Origin of the sequence: Streptomyces sp. BK239 (assembly GCF_004217285.1) — a bacterium.
Taxonomy (GTDB): domain Bacteria; phylum Actinomycetota; class Actinomycetes; order Streptomycetales; family Streptomycetaceae; genus Streptomyces.
The window spans coordinates 332,826-356,215 of sequence record NZ_SHKS01000005.1; the positions used below are offsets into that span (position 1 = coordinate 332,826).

Below are 23,390 nucleotides of genomic sequence, written 5' to 3' on the forward strand. Positions count from 1 at the left end.
GACTCCTTCCGTGCTCCGCCTACCGGGTTAGCTGTCGGGTTCGGGCGGGTGCTTCGGAAGGGTTGCCCTACGGCCGCGCCCTCGCGGGGCGGGCGGCCGATTCACCCCAAGGTCTCGGTGGGTCCCCGGCTCCGGCTGCCGCGAGGGCGCACGCCGGACTCGGCGGAGGCCGCGCGGTCCGGCGGGGTTCGCCGGTGTGGGGCGTACGGCCTTCCCGGCACGGTAGCCAACTGGTGTGGCCCCTGTGAAGGTTGATGGGTGATATGCCCCGATACATTTCCGTGACTCTCGGTCAGGTCTTTGGTGTTCTGTGATCGATGCGGCGAATTCGGTGCGCTTTGCCGCGCTCTGGGCGATTGGTCCGTCATGTTCATGCCCACCGGGTGGTGATGTTCCCGGGACGGCGGCGGGTTGTCGGTGCGGCACCCTAGACTCGGAGAGCGATGAGCAGCCTCTTTGACGACAGCTTCCTGGCGGACCTCCAGGCCCCGCGCGGCCACGAGGAGGAGCCCCCGCCTCCGCCCGAGGACGATCACACTCCGGAGTCGGTTCCGGACGATCTGTTCGGCGGGAAGTTCGACGTGTCCCCGGACCGGGAGGCCCACTACCGCGACGGCGCTCCCCGCCCGGTCATCGACGCCGCCGCGCTCCTGGAGGGGCTCAACGACAACCAGCGCGCCGCCGTCGTCCACGCCGGCGCGCCGCTGCTCATCGTCGCAGGCGCCGGCTCCGGCAAGACGCGCGTGCTGACCCACCGCATCGCCCACCTCCTCGCCGAGCGGGACGTCCACCCCGGGCAGATCCTCGCGATCACCTTCACCAACAAGGCCGCGGGCGAGATGAAGGAGCGCGTCGAGCAGCTCGTCGGCCCGCGCGCGAACGCGATGTGGGTGATGACGTTCCACAGCGCGTGCGTGCGCATCCTGCGCCGCGAGAGCAAGAAGCTCGGCTTCACCTCGTCGTTCTCGATCTACGACGCCGCCGACTCCAAGCGTCTGATGGCCCTGGTCTGCCGCGACCTGGACCTCGACCCCAAGCGCTACCCGCCCAAGTCCTTCAGCGCCAAGATCAGCAACCTGAAGAACGAGCTGGTCGACGAGGAGGACTTCGCCGCCCAGGCCGCCGACGGCTTCGAGAAGACGCTCGCCCAGGCCTACGCGATGTACCAGTCGCGGCTGCGCGAGGCGAACGCCCTCGACTTCGACGACCTGATCATGACGACGGTCAACCTGCTGCGCGCGTTCCCCGACGTCGCCGAGCACTACCGCCGCCGCTTCCGGCACGTCCTGGTCGACGAGTACCAGGACACCAACCACGCCCAGTACGCCCTGGTCCGCGAGCTGGTCGGCACCTCCGAGCACCCCGTCGACGTGCCGCCGAGCACGTACGACGTGCCGCCGGCCGAGCTCTGCGTCGTGGGCGACGCCGACCAGTCGATCTACGCCTTCCGCGGCGCGACCATCCGCAACATCCTCCAGTTCGAGGAGGACTACCCGGACGCGACGACGATCCTGCTGGAGCAGAACTATCGCTCCACCCAGACGATCCTGTCCGCCGCCAACGCGGTCATCGAACGCAACGAGTCCCGCCGCCCCAAGAACCTGTGGACCAACGCGGGCGAGGGCGCGCGCATCACCGGCTACGTCGCCGACACCGAGCACGACGAGGCGCAGTTCGTCGCCGACGAGATAGACCGCCTCACGGACGCGGGCGACGCGAAGGCCAAGGACGTCGCCGTCTTCTACCGCACCAACGCGCAGTCCCGTGTCTTCGAAGAGGTCTTCATCCGCGTCGGCCTGCCCTACAAGGTCGTCGGCGGCGTCCGCTTCTACGAGCGCAAGGAGGTCCGGGACGTCCTGGCCTACCTCCGGGTCCTCGCCAACCCGGAGGACTCGGTGCCGCTGCGCCGCATCCTCAACGTGCCCAAGCGCGGCATCGGCGAGCGCGCCGAGGCCATGGTCGACGCCCTGTCCCAGCGCGAGAAGATCAGCTTCCCGCAGGCCCTGAAGCGCGTCGACGAGGCCTACGGCATGGCCGCCCGGTCGACCAACGCCGTGAAGCGGTTCAACGTGCTGATGGACGAACTGCGCACCATCGTCGAGTCGGGCGCGGGACCGGCCACCGTGCTGGAGGCGGTCCTCGAACGCACCGGCTACCTGGCCGAGTTGCAGGCCTCCACCGACCCGCAGGACGAGACCCGCATCGAGAACCTCCAGGAACTCGCGGCCGTGGCCCTGGAGTTCGAGCAGGAGTCGGGGGAGAGCGAGACGCCCGCCTCGCTCGCCGAGTTCCTGGAGCGGGTCGCGCTCGTCGCCGACTCCGACCAGATCCCCGACGAGGACGAGGACGGCTCGGGCGTCATCACACTGATGACCCTGCACACGGCCAAGGGCCTGGAGTTCCCGGTCGTCTTCCTCACCGGCATGGAAGACGGCGTCTTCCCCCACATGCGCGCCCTCGGCCAGACGAAGGAACTGGAGGAGGAGCGCCGCCTCGCCTACGTCGGCATCACGCGCGCGCGTGAGCGGCTGTACCTCACGCGGTCCGCGATGCGCAGCGCCTGGGGGCAGCCCTCGTACAACCCGCCCTCCCGGTTCCTGGAGGAGATCCCGGCCACGCACGTCGACTGGAAGCGCACGGGCTCGACCTCGCCCCTGTCCTCCGGCGGCCCGGCGTCCTCGGTGGCGGCCTCGCTGTCGTCGTCCCGCTCCCGCTCCTCGGCGGCCGGCGCGTCCGGCTTCGCCACGCGGCGCACGGCGGAGAAGCCGGTCGTCTCCCTGGCCGTCGGCGACCGCGTCACCCACGACCAGTTCGGGCTCGGCACGGTCGTCGCCGTGAAGGGCACGGGCGTGAACGCCGAGGCCACGATCGACTTCGGCGACGTCAAGCCGAAGCGGCTGCTGCTGCGGTACGCGCCGGTGGAGAAGCTCTGACATGACGGAAAGCCCCCGCCGCGACGGAGTCCGTCACGGCGGGGGCTCACCGAAAGCTGGTGCCGGCAGGGCCTACGTCGGGTCCAGACCGTGGCTGCGCAGCCAGGAAAGCGGGTCGACCGAGCTGCCCCCGCCCGGCCGCACCTCGAAGTGCAGGTGGGGGCCGGTCGAGTTGCCGGAGTTCCCGGAGTACGCGATCGGCTCGCCGGCCTTCACCTTGGTGCCGGAGGAGACGCGGTAGCTGGAGAGGTGGCAGTACCAGGTCTCCGTGCCGTCCTTCGCCGTCAGGATCAGCATGTTGCCGTAGGCGACGTTGTACTGCGTGCGCACGGTTCCGTCGGTCGCGGCCATCACGGTCGTGCCGTAGGAGACCGGGAAGTCGATGCCGGTGTGCTGGGACATCCAGTTGATGCCGGACTGGCCGTACAGGGCGCTCAGCCCGTGCGCGGCGACCGGAAGGGCGTACTTGGGGCGCAGCCGCTCCTTGCGGGCCGCCTCCGCGATCGCCTTCTTGCGGTCGGCCTCCTGCTGCGCCTTGAGGTCGATGCGCTCCTGGGTGCGGCTGACGCGGTCGCCGAAGTCGTCGGCCTCGGCGCTCAGCGTCTGGAGCTGGGCGTCCAGCTTGTTGTTGGCGGCGGAGGGCTTCACCGGCTGCGCCTCGGCGGCGGACGCCGTGGTCTCCGTGTCGTCACCGCCGGTCAGCGTGCCGACGGAGGCGGCGGCGATGCCGGCGACGCCCATCACGCAGGCCGAGGGCACGGCCACGGTGAGGAGCGCGGAGCGCTTCGCGGGCGAGCGGCGGCGGGAGCGGTTGGCGGCGCGGGCGGCGACCCGGGAGGCGGGGGCCGGCGCGGTCTCCTCCTGGTCGTCGAGGAGCGGGGCGTCGGGGACGGCGGTCAGCTCACCGGTGGCGGCGGGGTCGCCGTCGTCGTAGGCGAGAGCGTCGTCGTACGCGCCGTTCTCGTCGTACGCGCCCGTCTCTTCGTACGTAGCCGACTCGTCGTAGTCGTGTGCGCCCGGCTCGTCATAGGCGACGGCTTCGAAGGCGGAGGTGGCCTGCTGGTCGAACGGCGCCTCGTGCTGGTGCTCGTACTCCTCGGCGCCCGGCGTGGGGACACCGCCGTCGGAGTTCCACTGCGTGGCGTCGTAGGCGCCGGTGTCGAAGGCCTGCGTCCCCCACTCCCACTGCTGGGTCTGGTCGGCGAGGCCGCTCGAGCGGTCGGGCTGCTGCCAGGCGCTCGCGTCCCACTGGCCGCTGGTGTCGGGGGCCGGGGACTGCTGCGGGATGGCGGACAGCTGCTGGTCCGTGGACCAGGCGGTCGTGTCGTAGGCGCCCGTGTCGTAGGCGGCGTGGTGCTGGGCCGCGTACGGGTCGTAGTTCAGGGTGTGGTGGCTGCCCGTCGCCCAGTGCGTGGCGTCGTACGCGCCGGTCGCGGAGCCGTCGTCAGGCAGGACGCCGTAGAGGGGGCCGGCCGCGTAGTGCCCGGAGGACTGGGCGTCCTGGTCGACGTACGAGGTGAAGCCGTCGTACGGAGCCTCCTGGGTGCCGTAGGACGCGTAGTGCGCGGAGTCGGCGTCGGAAGCCGGAGCCGGGGTGGTCATGGTCCCCGACGGATGACGGTCGTTCACCAACTTCTCTCTCGCCTCGACAACAGGGGCTGCCAGAGCAGTGCGGCGACTGTACCCGGCGGTATGCGGGCGCGACAATCTTCCGCAGGTTTCGTGCCCGAGGGAAAGGGGCATTCGGCCCTGTTTCGGGGGAGGGCGGGCGCGGGTTTGGCCCTATGTTCGAAAACTGTTCGATGTTGTACGACCGTCAGGGCGGTCGCAGGGCGGTCGCAGGGCGCTCCGGTCCGGTCGTCAGGCGACCGTCAGGCCGTCCGTGTGCGGGGCTGCCGCGGCTGCGGCCGCGCGGTCGAGGTCGAGGGCCTGCCGTATCCCGGTCGCCACGGCCGGATGGACGGGCAGCGCGAGATGGCCGATGCCGCTCACCTGGACGTTCTGTGCGCGCAGGTCGGGGTGGTCGAGCCGGGCGCTCTCCAGCGGGACCATCAGGTGGTCCAGGTCGCTCCAGAAGCTGACGAAGTTCGTCCGGCACCCGGGGGCGGGGCGGGACAGCTCCTCCATGACCTCGGACTCGGGGCGCATCTGGCGCACTATGGGGTGCGCGTTCGCCAGCGGCGCCACCCGTGTGCCGGCGTGCGGGGTGCCGAGCGTGACCAGCGTGCGCACCCGGCTGTCGCCGCCGAGGCACTGCACGTAGTAGCGGGCGATCAGACCGCCCAGGCTGTGCCCCACGACGTCCACGCGGCTGCTGCCCGTGCGCTCGCAGATCTCCTCGATGTGCCGCCCCAGCAGCTCGGCCGCCGTGCGGATGTCGCAGGTCAGCGGGGAGTAGTTGAGGGACTCCACGCGATGCCTGCCGTGCTGGGCGAGGCTGCGGCGCAGCAGCACGAACACCGAACGGTTGTCGATGAAGCCGTGCAGCAGGACGACAGGGGGCGCGGCCTGGGTCGGCAACCGGGCCGGATCGCTCGCGTCGTCCGCGGTGGGGAGCGGCGGGACGACCTGTCCGCGGCGCTCCTGGACGATGCCCGAGGGGTACAGGAGGAGGTGCCCGGCGAGAATCGCGAGTTCCAAGGCCGTCGCCTTGAGAAGCGTCACGGAGAGCCCCGCCAGTCTGCTCGGCAGCAGACGCTGACACAGCGGAAACAGGGGCTCCAACGCCCGGGTGACCTGCATGGCCGACCTCCTGTCGGCACGCTGGGGACGCCTCTGTCCCCCGTGTGCCCTCGTGGAAGTCGCGGTGCGGGCCCCTCGGCCCGCCGGGCGCGCGCCGCCACGGCGCGCCTTGCGCCTCGGCGGTGCGGCGACCTCGTGTGCGGCTCCCGGTGCGCGAGTACCCCCCTGATGCGGAAGGAACCCCGCGCGGCGAACGTCTACGTGTCCCATCGTGTGATTTCCCCCTCGCCGCATCCCAGAAACTGCCGGGTGCGGGATGCTGGAGATAACGTTCGTTCACTTCGAAATGGCTTCATGGAGGCAGTGATGGGTGTGGCAGCCGGTCCGATCCGCGTCGTGGTGGCGAAGCCGGGGCTCGACGGCCACGATCGTGGAGCCAAGGTGATCGCGCGCGCTCTGCGCGACGCCGGCATGGAGGTCATCTACACCGGCCTCCACCAGACCCCCGAGCAGATCGTCGACACCGCGATCCAGGAGGACGCCGACGCGATCGGCCTGTCGATCCTCTCCGGGGCGCACAACACGCTCTTCGCCGCCGTGATCGAGCTGCTCCGGGAGCGGGACGCGGCGGACATCCTCGTCTTCGGCGGGGGGATCATCCCGGAGGCCGACATCGCGCCGCTGAAGGAGAAGGGCGTCGCGGAGATCTTCACGCCCGGGGCGACGACGACGTCCATCGTGGAGTGGGTGCGGGAGAACGTGCGGCAGCCGGCGGGGGCGTAGGGCCGCCGTGCCGGGGCGTGGGGGCGTTTCTCGGGGCGGTTCGTGCGCGGGCGCCGGGGAGCGGGGCTTTTCTCGGGCGGGTGCGGGCGTCGTGATCGGTGCTTTCATGCCGGACCCGGCTCCTGTGCCGTCGTCCGCTCCGCCGTCCGCAGTTCCGCCGCCATCACCGCCCGCAGCCGCAGCGTCGTGCCCAGTCGCTGGAACGCCTCCGTCCAGTAGCCGCCGGCTCCGGGCGACGCGTCCTCCGGTTCGTCCGGGGCCGTGAGCAGGCTGTCCAGGCGGGACGCCTCCGACGGGTCGAGGCAGCGCTCCGCCAGGCCCATCACCCCGCTGAAGCTCCACGGGTAGCTGCCCGCGTCACGCGCGATGTTCAGCGCGTCGACCACCGCCCGCCCCAGGGGCGCGGCCCAGGGCACCGCGCACACTCCGAGCAACTGGAACGCCTCCGACAGGCCGTGCGCCGCGATGAAGCCGGCCACCCACCCGGCCCGCTCGTCCACCGGCAGCGTCTCCAGCAGCTTGGCCCGCTCGGCCAGCGAGACCGCGCCCGGGCCGCCCGCGCCGGGCGCCGACGGGGGCCCCAGCAGCGCCCGCGACCAAGCGGCGTCCCGCTGCCGTACGGCCGCCCGGCACCACGCCGCGTGCAGCTCGCCCGTCCAGTCGTCGGCGACCGGCAGCGCCACGATCTCCTCGGGCGTACGACCGCCCAGGCGAGCGGGCCAGGCGGCGAGCGGGGCCGCCTCCACCAGCTGGCCCAGCCACCAGGACCGCTCACCCCGGCCCGACGGCGCCTTGGCGGCCACACCGTCGCGTTCCATGGCCGCGTCGCACTCCTGCGGCGCCTCCACGACGAGCGTCGGTGAGTCACGGGTGTGGTCGAGGGCCACACACGCGCCGGCCCGGACCGCCATCCGTGCGGCGAGCGCCGAGCCGGGCAGCGCCGACAGCAGCTCCGCCGCCGTCGCCCGGACGTTGCGGCTGCGGTCGGCGAGGGCCTGCTCCAGGAACGGCTCGTCCCGCGGGCCCAGGCCGGTGCGCAGCGAGTCGAGGAACATCAGCCGGTCCTCGGCGCGCTCCGTCGGCCAGGTGGCCGCGAGCAGGGTGCGGGCCGCGTCGGCGTCGCGGGCGCGCAGCGCCGCGAGGAGGGCTACCCGCTCGGCGAACAGCCCCTCCCGCCAGAGCGCTGTCACCCGGCCCGGTTCCTCCGGCCCCGGCAGGGACGCGCCTGCGCCGGGAGTGGTGCGCAGGGCGAACCGCCAGTCCGGGTTGAGCCGTGCCAGCCACAGGGCGTGTGAGCCCGCGAACTCCAGGACCGCCGGACGCAGGTCCGTGCGGGCCCTCGCCGCGTCGAGCAGGGCGGGCAGTGTCTCGGGGGGCGGGGCGAAGCCGTGGGCGTTCGCCGCCGCAAGCCATTGGGGGAGCAGCTCCATGAGATCGGGTGCGCTGCCTCTGCGGCCGCCTCCGCCCGCGTTGGGGCGGTCGGCCAGGAGGAGGGCGAGCCGGCGGGCTGCGGGGGCGGGAAGTCGGGGGCGGGGGTCGGTGGGGGCCGGCTCGAGGCGGGGGGCCGCTCGGCCCGGCTGGAGGCCGGCTCTCCGGCGTACGGTCTCGGCGGCGGCGGCGTCCAGCAGGGCTTTCGGGTGGGCTGTGGGGTGGGCTTGGCCGGCGGTGGGCTTCCGCCGGTCTGTGCCCAGGAGGGCTGCGGTGAGGAGGTCTTGCCAGGTGGGTGGGGTGTGCGGGGCGTTGTTCATGGGAGGCGTGTGCCTTCCGTCGGGGCCGGAGGTGGGGCGGTGGCCGGTGTGGTGGTGCCGGCGGGGTGGTGGCTTGCCGGGGTGGGGGTGGGCCGGCATCGCCGGGTGCCGGTGCGGCCACCCGTGGCGCACCGGCGGCACGACTGCCCGCAGCTTGCTGCGTTGTCAGCACAGGGGGGTCGGGGGGTTTGGGGGTGGGGGCCAGGCCGTGAGGGGGGTGAAGCCCTGGTGGCCGCAGGTGCCGAAGATTTTCAGGGGAGTGCCGCAGGAGAGGGCGATCAGGCGCCACAGGGCGGGGCGGGCGACGGCGGCCGGGGTGAGGGGGAGGGCCGTGTCGCCCTCGGCGTCCGCCAACTGCCAGGAGTCCCCGTTAGGGGTCGGTATGACGTCGTCCAGGGTGACCGGGACGGAGTCCAGCCAGGGGTCGTCGCGGAGGGCGTCGCCGTAGCGGGCGGTCGCCTCGGACGTCGTCATGCCGGGTGGCCGGACGTCGGCGGGGGCGGGCGGGGCGAACCGCTCGCCGAGGGAGGCCCTGAGCCGTCCGGCGCCGGGGTGACCGGGATGGAAGGCCAGTTCCGCGTCCAGGGTCGCCCCGACCGGCAGGGACAGCTCGGGGGCACGGCCGGCGGCGCCGTAGGAGAGAAGGAGCGCCGTGCGGGACGAAGCGGCGCCGTGCAGCCAGACGCGGCGGGTGGTCAGCCTGGCGTCACCGGTGTCGTACTGGGCGAGGACCAGCCAGTCGTCCCGCAGCGGCGGGCCGGCCGGCGTGGAGGGCAGCCCGACGCGGGTGCGGACCGTGGCGGCCAGGGCGTCCGGCAGCTGCGCCCGCCGCAGCCAGCCCTGGTCGAGGAGGTGGAGCAGCGCGCACTCCTCCAGCAGCCGCGCCGGCCAGCCGGGCCCCGAGGAGGGGATGGCCCCCAGTTCCCGGACCCGCGAGGCCAGCCCGGGCGCCTGGGCGTCGACCATGCGGGCCGCCGTCTCCTCCCACAGTCCGTATCCCGACTGCTCGGCCGTGGCGAGGCCGGAGCGCAGGAGGTCGGCGAGCCGCTGCTCCAGCTCCGTCACCCCCGCCGTGATCCGCTCGGCGCGCCGCTCCGCCCGCCGCCGCGCCCCCTCCGGATCGGCGGGCCCGGTCCCGGAACCAGGCGGGCCCGCCGCCCGTTGCTCCGGCGGGCGGTCGCGCCGCGCCGCCGTCCACCGCTCGGCCCAGTCCGGCGCCCGCCCCGGGGAAGCCGTCACCTCCCCGCCGGACCAGAGCAGCAGCAGCCCCAGCGCGTGCTTGCACGGGAACTTCCGGCTCGGACAACTGCACGAATACGCCGGACTCGACGCCTCCCTGACGTCGACCACCGTCCGGTACGGCGAGCTGCCGCTCCCCTTGCACACCCCCCACACCGCCCCCTCCTCCGCACTCCCCGTCTCCGACCACGGACCTGCCGTGCCGAGTTCGCTTCCCGCTGCGCGTGACATGGCGTCAGGCGCCAGTGCCAGCACCTGTTCCGCAGTCCAGCGCACCCCCTGCTGAGTCATGCCGTCGAAGGTAGATCCCGCCACTGACAATCGGCCCGGCTGCGACCTCCGCGAGCACGTTTGCGCAGGTCACATCGCATTGTCAGTGCCGTGGTGCACGGTGGACACCAGATCCGGACCGGTGGAACCGAAGGGGGGCCCGGACATGTTCGTGGGACTGAATGAGCGGCACCCGGCCGACGTGCTGCGGCCGCATGCCGAGGCGGCCTTCGCCGACGAGCTCGCCGCGCTCGCGGCACAGGACGACCGCCCCCGCCCGGCCCGCTGGAAGCTGTCGCCGTGGGCGGTCGCCACCTACCTCCTCGGCGGGACGCTGCCCGACGGCACGGTGATCACACCGAAATACGTGGGGCCGCGCCGCATCGTCGAGGTCGCCGTCTCCACGCTGGCCACCGACCGCGCCCTCCTCCTGCTGGGCGTGCCCGGCACGGCGAAGACCTGGGTGTCCGAGCACCTGGCGGCCGCGGTCAGCGGCGACTCGACGCTGCTCGTGCAGGGCACGGCGGGGACGCCGGAGGAGGCCATCCGCTACGGCTGGAACTACGCGCGGCTCCTCGCGCACGGCCCGAGCCGGGACGCCCTCGTCCCCAGCCCCGTCATGCGGGCGATGGCAGAGGGGAGGACGGCGCGCGTCGAGGAGCTCACCCGCGTCCCGGCCGACGTGCAGGACACGCTGATCACGATCCTGTCGGAGAAGACGCTGCCGATACCGGAGCTGGGACAGGAGGTGCAGGCGGTCCCCGGCTTCAACCTGATCGCGACCGCCAACGACCGCGACCGCGGGGTCAACGAGCTTTCCAGCGCCCTGCGCCGCCGCTTCAACACGGTGGTGCTGCCGCTGCCCGCGAGCGTCGAGGCCGAGGTCGACATCGTCACGCGGCGCGTCGACCAGATCGGCCGCTCCCTCGACCTGCCCGCCGGGACCGACGGCATCGACGAGATCCGCAGGGTCGTCACCGTCTTCCGTGAACTGCGCGACGGGATCACCGCCGACGGCCGGACGAAGGTCAAGTCGCCGAGCGGCACGCTGTCGACCGCGGAGGCCATCTCCGTCGTCACCGGCGGGCTCGCCCTGGCCGCCCACTTCGGCGACGGCGTCCTGCGCCCGGCCGACGTCGCCGCGGGCGTCCTCGGGGCCGTCGTCCGCGACCCGGCCGCCGACCGGGTGGTGTGGCGGGAGTACCTGGAGGCGGTGGTCCGCGAGCGGGACGGCTGGACCGACTTCTACCGCGCCTGCCGGGAGGTGAGCGCATGAACGCGAGCCGCCGCGCCCACGGCGTCCGAGGCCCGCACACGCGCGCGTGCGACCGACGACGGGGTGCGTCCGAGGGCGGCGGCCCGGCGTGGGCGCGCGGGCGGGGGAGGCCGGGATGACGGACGTCGCGGAGCGGCCGCTGCTGCTCGGTGTGCGGCACCACGGGCCCGGTTCGGCCCGGGGGGTGCGGGCCGCCCTGGAGGCGGCCCGGCCCCGGACGGTGCTGATCGAGGGTCCGCCGGAGGCCGACGCGTTGATCGAGCTGGCCGCCCACGAGGACATGCGCCCGCCGGTCGCGCTCCTCGGGCACGCCGTGGACGAACCCGGACGGTCGGCGTTCTGGCCGATGGCCGAGTTCTCCCCGGAGTGGGTCGCCCTGCGCTGGGCCCTGGAACACGGGGTGCCGGCCCGGTTCATCGACCTGCCCGCCGCCCACTCGCTGGCCTGGGACAAGGAGGAGGAGACGGAGGACGGGGGAGCCGGGGGCCTGCGCGTAGACCCCCTCGCGGCGCTCGCCGGCGCCGCCGGTCACGACGATCCCGAGCGCTGGTGGGAGGACGTGGTCGAACACCGCTCGGCGGGGGAGGGGGACCCGTTCGCGCCCTTCGCCGCGCTGGAGGAGGCCATGACGGCGTTGCGGGACACGTACGACGGCACCGGCGTCGACGACGACAGGGACGGCCTGCGCGAGGCGTACATGCGGCTCCGGTTGCGTGCGGCGCTGCGGGAGCACGGGGCCGGCGGGGTGGCCGTGGTGTGCGGGGCCTGGCATGTGCCCGCGCTGCGGCGGCGGACCACTGTCGCGGCCGACCGGGCGCTGCTGAAGGGGCTGCCCAGGGTGAAGGCCGACCTGACCTGGGTGCCGTGGACGCACCGCAGACTGGCGCGGGTCGGCGGGTACGGCGCGGGCGTCGACTCGCCGGGCTGGTACGGGCACCTGTTCGCCGCGCCGGACCGGCCGGTGGAGCGGTGGCTGACGAAGGTCGCGGGCCTGCTGCGGGAGGAGGACCGGATCGTGTCCCCGGCGCACGTCATCGAGGCGGTGCGGCTCGCCGAGGCGCTGGCCGCGCTGCGCGGCCGTCCCCTGCCGGGCCTGGGCGAGACGACGGACGCCGTGCGGGCGGTGCTCTGCGAGGGCTCCGACGTGCCGCTGGCGCTGGTGCACCACCGGCTGGTCGTCGGGGACGCGCTGGGGGAGGTGCCCGCCGGGGCGCCGGCCGTGCCGTTGCAGCGCGACCTGGAGAGGACGCAGCGGCGGCTGCGGCTGAAACCTGAGGCGCGTGAGCGGGAGGCGGAGCTCGACCTGCGCAAGGAGAACGACGCCGAGCGCAGCAGGCTGCTGCACCGGCTCGGGCTGCTGCACGTCCCCTGGGGCCGGCCGGCCGCCTCCCGGGGAAGCACGGGCACGTTCCGGGAGACGTGGCGGCTGCGCTGGGAGCCGGAGCTGTCGGTGCGGGTCGCCGAGGCCGGCGTGTGGGGGACGACCGTCCTCGCCGCAGCGACCGCCAAGGCGCAGGCCGACGCCGTCGCCGCGCGGAGCCTCGCCGACGTGACCGCGCTCGCCGAGCGCTGCCTCCTGGCCGGCCTGCCGGACGCACTGCCGACCGTGATGCGGGTCCTCGCCGACCGCGCAGCGCTCGACGCCGACGTCGGCCACCTCGCCCAGGCCCTGCCCGCCCTGGTCCGTGCCCAGCGCTACGGCGATGTGCGCGGCACCGACACCGGTGCGCTGGCCGGCATCGCCGCCGGGCTCGCCGAGCGGGTCTTCGTCGGCCTGCCCCCCGCGTGCGCCGCGCTGGACGCCGAGGCGGCCGAGGAGATGCGGCGCCACGTCGACGCGGTGCACGGGGCGGTCGCTCTGCTGGCGGAGACGGCCGGGCCGGGAGAGAGCCGGGGCGACGTCGCCGACGCCAGTCGGGGCGGGCTGCGCCCACGGTGGCTGCGGGTACTGCGCACACTGTCCGCGCGGGACGCTGTGGCCGGAATGGTCCGGGGGCGGGCCGTCCGGCTGCTGCTGGACGAGGGTGAGGTGGCCGGCGGGGAGGCGGCCCGGCTGATGGGGCTCGCGCTGTCGCCGGGCACGCCGCCTGCGGACGCGGCCGCCTGGATCGAGGGCTTCGTGGGAGGCGGCGCGGGCGGCGGGCTGCTCCTCGTGCACGACGAACGGCTGCTCGCGCTGGTCGACGCGTGGCTGACGGGAGTCTCCGCCGAGGCGTTCACGGACGTGCTGCCGCTGCTGCGGCGGACGTTCGCGGCGTATGGGACGGGAGTGCGCAGAACGCTCGGGGAGCTGGTGCGGCGCGGGCCCGGGCAGCGGGCGGACGTGGTGGGGGCGGCGTCCGGAACGCCGGGCTTCGCCTCCGAAGCCGACAGGGTACGGGCGGACGCCGTGCTGCCGGTGGTCCGGCTGCTGCTGGGCGACGACGACCTTGTGGAGGTGGGCGTATGACGATCGGACCGGCACGGACGCCGGAACCGACGGGGGCCGATCGGGAGAGGGCGGCGGGGGACGCCATGGCGGAGCGGGACGCCACGGCGGAGCGGCTGCGGCGCTGGCGGCTCGTGCTGGGCGGCGACGAGGCGGACGGCACCGGTCACGCGCTGTCCGGGCGGGACGCGGCCATGGACGGCGCGCTCGACGCGCTCTACGGGGACCAGGAAAGGAAGGTGAGGAAGGGGGAGTCGCAGCGGTCGGGGCGGGACCGTTCGGCGGGGCTCGGGGCGTCGGCGCCGGCCGTGGCGCGCTGGCTCGGGGACATCCGCGCATACTTCCCCTCCTCCGTCGTCCAGGTGATGCAGCGGGACGCCGTCGACCGGCTCGGACTGTCCGCGCTGCTGCTGGAGCCGGAGATGCTGGAGGCGGTGGAGCCGGACGTGCACCTCGTCGGCACGCTGCTCTCGCTGAACAAGGCGATGCCGGAGACGACGAGGGAGACGGCGCGGGCCGTCGTCCGCAAGGTGGTCGATGAACTGGAGAGGCGGCTCGCCACCCGCACCAGGGCCACGATCACCGGCGCTCTCGACCGCAGCGCGCGGGTCGCCCGGCCCCGCCACCGCGACATCGACTGGAACCGCACGATCGCCGCCAACCTGAAGCACTACCTGCCCGAGCGGCGCACGCTCGTGCCGGAGCGGCTCGTCGGTTACGGGCGGGCGTCGCGGTCGGTGAAGAAGGAGGTGATCCTCTGCGTCGACCAGTCCGGTTCCATGGCGGCCTCGGTGGTGTACGCCTCGGTGTTCGGGGCGGTGCTGGCGTCGATGCGGTCGATCAGCACCCGGCTCGTCGTCTTCGACACGGCGGTCGTCGACCTCACCGACCAGCTCGCCGACCCCGTGGACGTCCTGTTCGGCACCCGGCTCGGCGGGGGCACGGACATCAACCGCGCGCTCGCCCACTGCCAGGCCCGGATCACCCGTCCGGCGGACACCGTGGTGGTGCTCGTCAGCGACCTGTACGAGGGCGGCATACGGGACGAGATGCTGAAGCGGGTCGCGGCCATGAAGGCGTCGGGCGTGCAGGTCGTCGCGCTGCTCGCGCTGTCGGACGAGGGGGCGCCGGCCTACGACCGGGAGCACGCGGCAGCGCTCGCGGCACTGGGCGCGCCGGCGTTCGCCTGCACGCCCGACCTGTTCCCCGAGGTGATGGCGGCGGCGATCGAGAGACGCCCGCTGCCGGTGCCGGACCCGGAGGGCACGGCGGCGCCGCGCGGCTGACCTGCCTCGGAGGCATCGCGGGGCCCTCGAGGGGTCTCACCGGAGCCGCCCCGGCCCGGTGAGGCCCCTCCGTTCCGGCACGGCGTGCCAGTGAGCCCGGCATCATGTGACAGGTATCACCGCTCAGGTGTGACCCGCGATTTAGAGGCCCCCCGGAAGCAGAGATAACCTGCGAGACGGACATGCCGCGCGCTCGGACACCGTGTGCGCTTCCCTTGTGACACAGCGGACGTCGTCACGTTGCCCTTCGCGGCACGCCCACGCATCCAACGAACCGCGATCACTGATAGGGACGGAAGCGCGTGGACCTGTTCGAGTACCAGGCGAGGGACCTCTTCGCCAAGCACGATGTACCGGTGCTGGCCGGTGAAGTCATCGACACGCCTGAGGCGGCGCGCGAGATCACGGAGCGTCTGGGCGGCAAGTCCGTCGTCAAGGCGCAGGTGAAGGTCGGTGGTCGTGGCAAGGCCGGCGGCGTCAAGCTGGCCGCATCCCCGGACGAGGCCGTCGCCCGCGCGACGGACATCCTCGGCATGGACATCAAGGGCCACACGGTCCACAAGGTGATGATCGCCGAGACGGCTCCGGAGATCGTGGAGGAGTACTACGTCTCCTTCCTCCTCGACCGTGCCAACCGCACCTTCCTCTCCATCGCGTCCGTCGAGGGCGGCATGGAGATCGAGGAGGTGGCGGCCACCCGTCCGGAGGCCGTCGCCAAGACGCCGATCGACGCCAACGAGGGCGTGACCGAGGCGAAGGCCCGCGAGATCGTCGAGGCGGCGAACTTCCCGGCCGAGGTCGCCGACAAGGTCGCCGACGTGCTGGTCACCCTGTGGAAGACCTTCGTCGCCGAGGACGCGCTCCTCGTCGAGGTCAACCCGCTGGCCAAGGTCGCCTCCGGTGACGTCATCGCCCTCGACGGCAAGGTGACGCTCGACGAGAACGCCGAGTTCCGTCACCCCGACTTCGAGGAGCTCCACGACAAGGCGTCGGCGAACCCGCTCGAGGCCGCGGCCAAGGAGAAGAACCTCAACTACGTCAAGCTCGACGGCGAGGTCGGCATCATCGGCAACGGCGCGGGTCTCGTCATGAGCACCCTGGACGTCGTCGCGTACGCCGGTGAGAAGCACGGCGGCGTGAAGCCGGCCAACTTCCTCGACATCGGTGGCGGCGCCTCCGCCGCCGTCATGGCGAACGGCCTGGAGATCATCCTGGGCGACCCGGACGTCAAGTCGGTCTTCGTCAACGTCTTCGGCGGCATCACCGCCTGCGACGAGGTCGCCAACGGCATCGTCCAGGCGCTGCAGCTGCTCAAGGACAAGGGCGAGGACGTCACCAAGCCGCTGGTCGTCCGTCTCGACGGCAACAACGCCGAGCTGGGTCGCAAGATCCTCTCCGACGCCAACCACCCGCTGGTTCAGCGTGTGGACACCATGGACGGCGCGGCCGACAAGGCCGCCGAGCTCGCGGCTGCGAAGTAAGGGACGAGGACACACAGCCATGGCTATCTTCCTCAACAAGGACAGCAAGGTCATCGTCCAGGGCATGACCGGTGCCACGGGCATGAAGCACACCAAGCTCATGCTGGCCGACGGCACCAACATCGTCGGTGGCGTGAACCCGCGCAAGGCGGGCCAGTCGGTCGACATCGACGGCACCGAGATCCCGGTCTTCGGCACGGTCGCCGAGGCGATCGAGAAGACGGGCGCGAACGTGTCCGTGCTCTTCGTCCCGCCGGCCTTCGCCAAGGCCGCCGTCGTCGAGGCGATCGACGCGGAGATCCCCCTCGCGGTCGTCATCACCGAGGGCATCGCGGTGCACGACTCCGCCGCGTTCTACGCCTACGCGGTCGAGAAGGGCAACAAGACCCGCATCATCGGTCCGAACTGCCCCGGTCTGATCACCCCTGGTCAGTCGAACGCCGGCATCATCCCGGGCGACATCACCAAGCCGGGCCGTATCGGCCTGGTGTCGAAGTCCGGCACGCTGACGTACCAGATGATGTACGAGCTGCGGGACATCGGCTTCTCGTCGGCCGTCGGCATCGGTGGCGACCCGGTCATCGGCACGACCCACATCGACGCGCTCGCCGCGTTCGAGGCCGACCCCGACACCGACCTGATCGTGATGATCGGCGAGATCGGCGGCGACGCCGAGGAGCGTGCCGCGGCCTACATCGCGGAGAACGTGAAGAAGCCGGTCGTCGGCTACGTCGCGGGCTTCACCGCGCCCGAGGGCAAGACGATGGGCCACGCCGGCGCCATTGTCTCCGGCTCCTCCGGCACCGCCCAGGCGAAGAAGGAGGCCCTCGAGGCCGCCGGCGTCAAGGTGGGCAAGACGCCCACCGAGACGGCGAAGCTGGCGCGGGAGATCCTCGCCGGCTGAGACCGGTTGCGACCGGTTGCCGAGCTGAACCGCGAGAGTCCAGCGTGAGCGGGCCCGTTCCCCTGTGGGGCGGGCCCGTCGGCGTTCTCGGCGCCGGCGGCTCGCTCGGGAGGGCGCCGGGCGCCGGGGAAGCTACCGCAGTTCCGGGGTCAGTCTCTGGGGGCCGTGTGGCAGTGCTCTGAGTTTGGCCCTCAGGGCCAGCTCCGTGTCGGACAGCGGGCCGGGCGCCGCTCTCGGGGGGACTCCGGGAACCGTCCGGCCTGGGGGAACCGGAGGCTGGTAGCGGGTCGGGGCCGTGTACAGGGCCAGGACGGTCACGCCGATCAGGGCGACCGTGAAGGTGATCGCCGCCCTCGTCCACAGCCGGGCCCGGCGTTCGCCGCCCATGCGGACGACGGCGGGTCTGGCGGCGCGCAGGCGCTCCGCTGACGCCACCTCCGCCAGCCGCCGGCGCAGCAGTCCGGGGGCCGCCAGGTCGGGCAGGCGCGCGACGACCGCCTCGCGGGCGTGCAGCAGACGGCTCGCGGTGGCGGGCGTGCTGGCCTCCGTCTCCGCCGCGGTCTCCGGCAGCCCGAGGCCGATCCCGTCGTACAGCAGCAGGGTGCGGCGGTAGGACGGCGGGAGGGACAACAGGACGTCCATCAGCGCGCGGTCGGCCGGGACGGCGGGCGGGGGCTCGGGGTTGCGGAACCGGGGGCGGAACTGGTGCCAGGGGGAGAGGGCGTACTCGTGGGCCGTCGCCCGCACCCAGCCCGCGGGGTCGGGGTCGACGGCCACCTCGGGCCAGCGGTGCCAGGCGATCTGGAAAGCCTGTTCGACCGACTCGCGGGCGAGTTCGCGGCGGCCGGTGAGGAGGTAGGCCTGCCGGATGAGGGAGGGGGCGCAGTGGGCGTAGAGGGCGTCGAAGGCCTGAGCGGGGGTCTGGGCGGCGGCGGGGGAGTCCACGGCGGACGAGTCGGCGGAGGAGCCGACGCCGGGAGAGCGGGCCGCGGCGGAGTTCGTGGGCGTCCGGTCTTCCGGGCGCGGTCTCGTCGTCCGTGCGTTCGGCCGTGGTCCACGGGCGGGTTCCGGGGTGGGAGTCGGCGGGTCGGCGAGCGTGGCGAGGAGTTTCGCGTAAGCCTCTCCTCTGCGGCCTTGGGGGGTCGTACGGCCGGCCTCCCATGCGCGCACCGTCTCCCGGCTGACGCCCAGTCGGGCGGCGAGCTGAGCCTGTGTCAGCGAGGCGTGCTCGCGCAGGCGTCGGCGTTCCTTGGGCGGGGGGAGCGGGGTGCCAGGGCTCTGTGTCGTCACCGGTCGCCCCTCCGTCCAAAAAAGTACATAAACGTATATTGAGCGACACAACGGCAGTTCGCCTATTACGACGGGAAGGCGCGTGTCGTTGGGACCATGACGGGCGTGATCCGAAAGCCCCTTCGCCGACCGTTGCCGTCGCCGTCGCTTCTGCGTACTTGGCTGCTCGACCGTTCGCCCGCGGGCCTCGGCGCCGGGCTGCTGGGCGGAGCTCTGGCCGCCGGGCTTGGGCTCGGCGCGCTGGCCGTGCTCGTGACGATGCTGTGGATCAGTTCGCCGTATCCCGACAGCGGGCCGGGGAGCGCGTTGCGCGTCGCGGCCTCGCTGTGGGTGCTGGCCCACGGGGCCGAGCTGGTGCGCACCGAGACGTTGTCCGGGGTGCCGGCGCCGATGGGGGTCACGCCGCTGCTGCTGCTGGCGCTGCCGGTGTGGCTGGTGCACCGGGCGGCGCGGGACGCGGTGGACGGCGGCGGTGGGGGCGGAGGCGGGGCGGGGCTGACCGGGAGCGTGCCGCTGGTGAGTGCGCGGACGGCGTGGGCGGGGGTCGTCGCCGGGTATCTCGCGGTGGGCGTGTGCGCCGTGGTGTATGCGGCGGGCGGGGTGCTGCGGCCGTCGTGGGTGTGGACGGCGGTGTGCCTGCCGGCGTCGGTGGCGGGGGCGGCGGGGGTGGGGGTGTGGGCCGGGTACGGCCGGCCGTGGGCGCCGGTGGAGCGGGTGCTGCGGGAGGTCGTGGGGGTGCGGTGGTTGTTCCGCGGGGACCAGGACGGGGCGGCCGGGGCCGGTGGGGGGCGCGTCGCGCTGCGGGCGGCGGGGCTCGGGGCGGCCGTGCTGGTGGGGGGTGGGGCCGTGTTGGTGGTGGTGTCGTCGCTGTGGCATCTCGGGGCTGCGCGGGGGGCGTTCGTGCAGCTCACGGAGGGGTGGTCCGGGCGGTTCGCGGTGTTGTTGCTGTGTGTGGCGCTGGTGCCCAACGCGGCGGTGTGGGGGGCGGGGTATGCGCTGGGGCCCGGGTTCGTGTTGGGGGCGGGGCACGTGGTGGGGCCGCTGGGGTCGGCGCCGGCGCCCTTGCTGCCGCCGTTTCCGTTGCTGGCGGCGGTGCCCTCGCCGGGGGCGGGGAGTTGGGTGAACTGGGTTGCCGGGGTGGTGCCCGGGGTGGCTGCGGGATTGGTGGGGTGGGTTGTGGGGCGGGCGGCTCGGGGGGAGGTGGGCGACGGTGGTGCTGAGCGCTGGGGTTTCCGGAGGACTGTGGGGGTGGTGGTGTGGTCCGGGGTGGTGTGTGGGGCGGGGTTGGCCTTGCTGGCGGGTTTGGCCGGGGGGCCGTTGGGGGTGGGGACGTTGGCTCGGTTCGGGCCGGTGTGGTGGCAGGTGGGGGGCGCGGTGGTTCTCTGGGTTGTGGGGGTGGGGGTGCCTGTGGGGGTGTTGGTGCGGGGCGTGCGGCGGGGGGCGGAGGCCGTGGTGGAGGAGGTGGGGGAGAGCGTCGCGGATGACGATCTCTATGACTTCGTGGAGGAGGAGGGTGGGGTGGGGTTGTGACCGTCGAGGGGGTTCGCCCCCGCCGCCCCTTCCCGTCCCGGCCCCGGGGGCTGCCGCCCCCGGACCCCCGCTTCGGCCCTGGACGGGCCTCGTCCTCAAACTCCCTCAGAGGGGGCACCCCCAGACGGGCTGAAAAACCAGCCGCCGCCCCCGGCTCCCGCTTCGGCCTCGGACGGGCCGCTGAATAACCCGCTACGCGTTCGCCCCCAGTACCTCTCGCAGCTGTTCCGGCAGCAGCTTGCTGCATGTCTGCTTCGCCTCGTTCGTCAAGGCGTCGTTCGTGCAGGTGTAGTAGTCGCGGTAGACCAGTTGCGCGGTGAAGGTGACGGCCACCAGGGACAGGGCCAGGCCCGCTGTGACCAGGCCGCTGATCGCGGCGGTCCGCTGGGGGCGGCCGGTGGGCTCGGTGGGCTGGGGGGCCGTCGGGTCGGGGGTGCGGGGCTTGGCGCGCAGGGCGCTGATGCCCCAGTGCAGGGCGAGCGCGCCGAGCAGCAGGGCGACGTACGGCCAGCCGAAGAGGGCGAAGAAGAAGGCCCACATCCCGCACAGCAGCGCGTACCGCGCGCGGCGCTGGGAGGGATCCGCCGGATCCCAGCGCGGGCCGGGCTGCTGCTGGCCGCCGGGGCCGCCCTCGCCGCCGCCTGGGCGCTCGCCGAAGCCGCCGGGGGCGCGGCCGGGCTGGCGGTCGCTCCACTGGCTGCCCCAGGGGGAGCCCGACGAACCGCGGGAGCCGTCGGAGTCGTCGCCCGGGGCGGGGTGACGGGGCTGCCAGGGGCGGTCGGGGGCGCCCTCCGGCGGCGGGGCGAAGGGGTTGTCGTCCTGGGGCGCGCCGCCGGTGCCGGACGGCGCGTCGGGCGGGGTCGTGGGGCGCTCTCGCAGCAGCACGGCGCCGCGCTCCCCTCTCTGCGGTGACTGCGGGGGGAGCGTGAGGAGTCGCAGACTGCGGTCCGGCATCAAGTGAGCGTCTTCCCCTAGGTGATCAGGACCGAGATCGAGTCGGTCTCGCATTCGGTCTCGGATTCGACTGTGTTTCGACTGTGTGCGGATGCGTACGGATGTCTGTGGGATCGACCGCCGCTGTCCACGGTCACTTCGAGAACGTGCCGCACGGCGGTCGCGTTCCCGAGCCCGCTCGCCCCTGACGCTACCTGTCGGCCCCGCCCCCGTCCCGAGGGGGCCGTGCGGGGTGCCGGTATCGTTGCTGGCGGTCGGCCGCTTCGTAGACTTCCCCGTATACCGGGGCGCGAAGCATTCGTACGACCCTACAAAAGCTCTCCCGAGAAAGGGCCCCGCCGTGGCCGCCAAGCCCGTGGCCGAGCCGGCCAAGCGCCTCGTCGTGCTGGTCTCCGGATCCGGAACGAACCTTCAGGCGCTGCTCGACGAGATCGCCGCCGCCGGCGCGGAGGCCTACGGGGCCGAGATCGTGGCCGTCGGCGCCGACCGTGAGGGCGTCGAAGGGCTCGCGCGGGCCGAGCGGGCCGGGATCCCCACCTTCGTGCGGAAGGTGAAGGACTACGGCACGCGCGAGGAGTGGGACGCCGCCCTCGCCGAGGCCGTCGCCGCACACGAGCCCGACCTCGTCGTCTCGGCCGGGTTCATGAAGATCGTGGGCAAGGAGTTCCTGGCGCGGTTCGGGGGGCGGTTCGTCAACACCCACCCGGCCCTCCTGCCCAGTTTTCCCGGCGCCCACGGCGTCCGTGACGCGCTCGCGTACGGCGCCAGGGTCACCGGCTGCACCGTCCACTTCGTCGACGACGGCGTCGACACCGGCCCGATCATCGCCCAGGGCGTGGTCGAGGTCCGGGACGAGGACGACGAGAGCGCGCTGCACGAGCGCATCAAGGAAGTCGAGCGAAGGCTGCTCGTCGAGGTCGTGGGGCGGCTCGCCCGCAACGGCTATCGCATTGAGGGACGAAAGGTAGTTATCCAGTGACCGCCGACAGCACTGTCACGGCCGAGAGCGGCAAGCGGGGCATCCGTCGCGCGCTCGTCAGCGTCTACGACAAGACCGGGCTCGAGGAGCTCGCCCTCGGCCTGCACGAGGCCGGCGTCGCGCTCGTCTCCACCGGCTCCACCGCCGCCCGTATCGCCGCCGCAGGCGTGCCCGTCACCAAGGTCGAGGAGCTCACCGGCTTCCCTGAGTGCCTCGACGGCCGCGTCAAGACCCTCCACCCGAAGGTCCACGCCGGCATCCTCGCCGACCTGCGGCTCCCCGAGCACCGGGCGCAGCTGGAGAAGCTCGGCGTCGAGCCGTTCGACCTCGTCGTCGTGAACCTCTACCCGTTCCGCGAGACCGTCGCCTCCGGCGCCTCGCCCGACGAGTGCGTGGAGCAGATCGACATCGGCGGGCCGTCCATGGTGCGCGCCGCCGCGAAGAACCACCCCTCCGTGGCCGTCGTCACCAGCCCGGAGCGCTACGGCGACGTCCTCGCCGCGGTCGGCTCGGGCGGCTTCGACCTCGCCACCCGCAAGCGGCTCGCCGCCGAGGCCTTCCAGCACACCGCCGCCTACGACGTGGCGGTCGCCTCCTGGTTCGCGTCGTCGTACGCGCCCGTGGACGAGTCGCAATTCCCCGACTTCCTCGGCGCGACCTGGGAGCGCAAGAACACCCTGCGCTACGGCGAGAACCCGCACCAGCCCGCCGCCCTCTACGTCGACGGCGCCGGCGGCGGCCTCGCCGAGGCCGAGCAGCTGCACGGCAAGGAGATGTCGTACAACAACTACACGGACACGGACGCCGCGCGCCGTGCCGCGTACGACCACGACGAGCCCGCCGTCGCGATCATCAAGCACGCCAACCCGTGCGGCATCGCGGTCGGCGCGGACGTCGCCGAGGCGCACCGCAAGGCGCACGCGTGCGACCCGCTGTCGGCCTTCGGCGGGGTCATCGCCGTCAACCGGCCCGTCAGCAAGGAGATGGCGGAGCAGGTCGCCGAGATCTTCACCGAGGTCATCGTCGCGCCGGACTACGAGGACGGCGCGCTGGAGGCTCTCGCGAAGAAGAAGAACATCCGGGTGCTGAAGGCTCCCGGCGCGCCCTTGGCCCCCGTCGAGGTCAAGCCCGTCGACGGCGGCGCGCTGCTCCAGGTGACGGACCGGCTCCAGGCCGACGGCGACGACCCGGCCCGGTGGACGCTGGCGACCGGCGAGGCGCTCGGCGAGCAGGAGCTCCAGGAGCTCGCCTTCGCCTGGCGGGCCTGCCGGGCCGTGAAGTCCAACGCCATCCTGCTCGCCAAGGACGGCGCCTCCGTCGGCGTCGGCATGGGCCAGGTCAACCGGGTCGACTCCGCGAAGCTCGCGGTCGAGCGGGCCGGCGCGGAGCGCGCGCGGGGGGCGTACGCCGCCTCCGACGCGTTCTTCCCCTTCCCGGACGGGCTGGAGATCCTCACCGAGGCCGGGGTGAAGGCCGTGGTGCAGCCCGGCGGTTCGGTCCGCGACGAGCAGGTCGTCGAGGCCGCGCGCAAGGCCGGCGTGACGATGTACTTCACCGGGACGCGGCACTTCTTCCACTGAGCCGCTGCTGACGCGATGAGAGGGCCC

At 73.3% G+C, this 23,390-nt stretch carries 16 protein-coding genes and 1 riboswitch; of the genes, 10 read left to right on the plus strand and 6 right to left on the minus strand.

Going from position 1 to position 23,390, the window contains the following annotated elements; genetic code table 11:
* Position 1: 1 nt before the first annotated feature.
* Positions 2–175: riboswitch (cyclic di-AMP (ydaO/yuaA leader) on the minus strand.
* A gap of 268 nt (positions 176–443) precedes the next feature.
* The gene (pcrA, locus tag EV567_RS17975; protein ID WP_130441201.1) at positions 444–2,933 is read left to right on the plus strand and encodes a DNA helicase PcrA; all 2,490 of its coding nucleotides are present in this window, start codon (positions 444–446) and stop codon (positions 2,931–2,933) included.
* A 72-nt stretch (positions 2,934–3,005) separates the two neighbouring features.
* Here pcrA and EV567_RS17980 read toward each other — a convergent pair whose 3' ends face one another.
* Together EV567_RS17980 and EV567_RS17985 are read right to left on the minus strand one after the other, a co-directional pair.
* On the minus strand, positions 3,006–4,676 hold the full coding sequence (locus tag EV567_RS17980; protein ID WP_130441203.1) for a M23 family metallopeptidase: 1,671 nt from the start codon (positions 4,674–4,676) through the stop codon (positions 3,006–3,008).
* A gap of 117 nt (positions 4,677–4,793) precedes the next feature.
* Positions 4,794–5,675, minus strand: a complete 882-nt coding sequence (locus EV567_RS17985; protein ID WP_130441205.1) for a triacylglycerol lipase — start codon at positions 5,673–5,675, stop codon at positions 4,794–4,796.
* A 306-nt stretch (positions 5,676–5,981) separates the two neighbouring features.
* On the opposite strand from EV567_RS17985, the gene EV567_RS17990 reads away from it, so the two are divergent.
* Positions 5,982–6,398, plus strand: a complete 417-nt coding sequence (locus tag EV567_RS17990; protein WP_130441207.1) for a cobalamin B12-binding domain-containing protein — start codon at positions 5,982–5,984, stop codon at positions 6,396–6,398.
* A gap of 104 nt (positions 6,399–6,502) precedes the next feature.
* Here EV567_RS17990 and EV567_RS17995 read toward each other — a convergent pair whose 3' ends face one another.
* A complete protein-coding gene (locus tag EV567_RS17995; protein ID WP_130441209.1) occupies positions 6,503–8,146 on the minus strand; it encodes a DUF5691 domain-containing protein in 1,644 nt (547 codons plus the stop codon).
* 165 nt (positions 8,147–8,311) lie between these two features.
* Positions 8,312–9,676, minus strand: coding sequence for an SWIM zinc finger family protein (locus tag EV567_RS18000; protein ID WP_130441211.1), 1,365 nt, complete (start codon positions 9,674–9,676; stop codon positions 8,312–8,314).
* Positions 9,677–9,821: 145 nt separating this feature from the next.
* Here EV567_RS18000 and EV567_RS18005 point away from each other — a divergent pair, with 145 nt between their 5' ends.
* From EV567_RS18005 to sucD, 5 genes are all read left to right on the plus strand, one after another.
* Positions 9,822–10,931 carry an AAA family ATPase gene (locus EV567_RS18005; protein ID WP_130441213.1) on the plus strand — a complete coding sequence of 370 codons (1,110 nt, stop codon included), beginning with the start codon at positions 9,822–9,824 and terminating at the stop codon, positions 10,929–10,931.
* A 115-nt stretch (positions 10,932–11,046) separates the two neighbouring features.
* On the plus strand, positions 11,047–13,380 hold the full coding sequence (locus EV567_RS18010) for a DUF5682 family protein (protein WP_130441215.1): 2,334 nt from the start codon (positions 11,047–11,049) through the stop codon (positions 13,378–13,380).
* A 65-nt stretch (positions 13,381–13,445) separates the two neighbouring features.
* Entirely contained in the window at positions 13,446–14,645 is a 1,200-nt protein-coding gene (locus tag EV567_RS18015; protein ID WP_130441688.1) for a VWA domain-containing protein, read from the plus strand.
* A 302-nt stretch (positions 14,646–14,947) separates the two neighbouring features.
* The gene (gene sucC / locus EV567_RS18020; RefSeq protein ID WP_130441217.1) at positions 14,948–16,126 is read left to right on the plus strand and encodes an ADP-forming succinate--CoA ligase subunit beta; all 1,179 of its coding nucleotides are present in this window, start codon (positions 14,948–14,950) and stop codon (positions 16,124–16,126) included.
* Positions 16,127–16,145: 19 nt separating this feature from the next.
* Positions 16,146–17,030 carry a succinate--CoA ligase subunit alpha gene (gene sucD, locus EV567_RS18025; protein ID WP_130441219.1) on the plus strand — a complete coding sequence of 295 codons (885 nt, stop codon included), beginning with the start codon at positions 16,146–16,148 and terminating at the stop codon, positions 17,028–17,030.
* Between the two features lie 132 nt (positions 17,031–17,162).
* Here the strand turns inward: sucD and EV567_RS18030 are convergent, their stop codons facing one another.
* Positions 17,163–18,320 carry a helix-turn-helix domain-containing protein gene (locus EV567_RS18030; RefSeq protein WP_242620876.1) on the minus strand — a complete coding sequence of 386 codons (1,158 nt, stop codon included), beginning with the start codon at positions 18,318–18,320 and terminating at the stop codon, positions 17,163–17,165.
* A gap of 96 nt (positions 18,321–18,416) precedes the next feature.
* Between EV567_RS18030 and EV567_RS27960 the strand changes: the two genes are divergently transcribed.
* Positions 18,417–19,850, plus strand: a complete 1,434-nt coding sequence (locus tag EV567_RS27960; protein WP_207228791.1) for a DUF6350 family protein — start codon at positions 18,417–18,419, stop codon at positions 19,848–19,850.
* A gap of 192 nt (positions 19,851–20,042) precedes the next feature.
* On the opposite strand, the gene EV567_RS18040 is transcribed toward EV567_RS27960, so the two are convergent.
* Positions 20,043–20,804, minus strand: coding sequence for a hypothetical protein (locus EV567_RS18040; RefSeq protein ID WP_130441223.1), 762 nt, complete (start codon positions 20,802–20,804; stop codon positions 20,043–20,045).
* Positions 20,805–21,144: 340 nt separating this feature from the next.
* Between EV567_RS18040 and purN the strand changes: the two genes are divergently transcribed.
* On the plus strand, positions 21,145–21,783 hold the full coding sequence (gene purN / locus EV567_RS18045; protein WP_130441225.1) for a phosphoribosylglycinamide formyltransferase: 639 nt from the start codon (positions 21,145–21,147) through the stop codon (positions 21,781–21,783).
* Complete coding sequence (gene purH / locus EV567_RS18050) at positions 21,780–23,363, plus strand: bifunctional phosphoribosylaminoimidazolecarboxamide formyltransferase/IMP cyclohydrolase (protein WP_130441227.1); 1,584 nt, start codon at positions 21,780–21,782, stop codon at positions 23,361–23,363. The genes purN and purH overlap by 4 nt, the downstream gene beginning before the upstream one ends.
* Positions 23,364–23,390: the final 27 nt, after the last annotated feature.

What these genes read in the sequence shown, in the direction of transcription:
- EV567_RS17990 (WP_130441207.1), top strand. Translation starts at nt 5,982, where the DNA reads ATGGGTGTGGCAGCCGGTCCGATCCGCGTCGTGGTGGCGAAGCCGGGG.
- sucD (WP_130441219.1), top strand. Translation starts at nt 16,146, where the DNA reads ATGGCTATCTTCCTCAACAAGGACAGCAAGGTCATCGTCCAGGGCATG.
- EV567_RS17995 (WP_130441209.1), bottom strand. Translation starts at nt 8,146, where the DNA reads ATGAACAACGCCCCGCACACCCCACCCACCTGGCAAGACCTCCTCACC.
- EV567_RS18010 (WP_130441215.1), top strand. Translation starts at nt 11,047, where the DNA reads ATGACGGACGTCGCGGAGCGGCCGCTGCTGCTCGGTGTGCGGCACCAC.
- EV567_RS18040 (WP_130441223.1), bottom strand. Translation starts at nt 20,804, where the DNA reads ATGCCGGACCGCAGTCTGCGACTCCTCACGCTCCCCCCGCAGTCACCG.
- EV567_RS27960 (WP_207228791.1), top strand. Translation starts at nt 18,417, where the DNA reads ATGACGGGCGTGATCCGAAAGCCCCTTCGCCGACCGTTGCCGTCGCCG.
- EV567_RS18000 (WP_130441211.1), bottom strand. Translation starts at nt 9,676, where the DNA reads ATGACTCAGCAGGGGGTGCGCTGGACTGCGGAACAGGTGCTGGCACTG.
- pcrA (WP_130441201.1), top strand. Translation starts at nt 444, where the DNA reads ATGAGCAGCCTCTTTGACGACAGCTTCCTGGCGGACCTCCAGGCCCCG.
- EV567_RS18005 (WP_130441213.1), top strand. Translation starts at nt 9,822, where the DNA reads ATGTTCGTGGGACTGAATGAGCGGCACCCGGCCGACGTGCTGCGGCCG.
- EV567_RS18015 (WP_130441688.1), top strand. Translation starts at nt 13,446, where the DNA reads ATGGCGGAGCGGGACGCCACGGCGGAGCGGCTGCGGCGCTGGCGGCTC.
- EV567_RS17985 (WP_130441205.1), bottom strand. Translation starts at nt 5,675, where the DNA reads ATGCAGGTCACCCGGGCGTTGGAGCCCCTGTTTCCGCTGTGTCAGCGT.
- EV567_RS17980 (WP_130441203.1), bottom strand. Translation starts at nt 4,676, where the DNA reads ATGCCCCTTTCCCTCGGGCACGAAACCTGCGGAAGATTGTCGCGCCCG.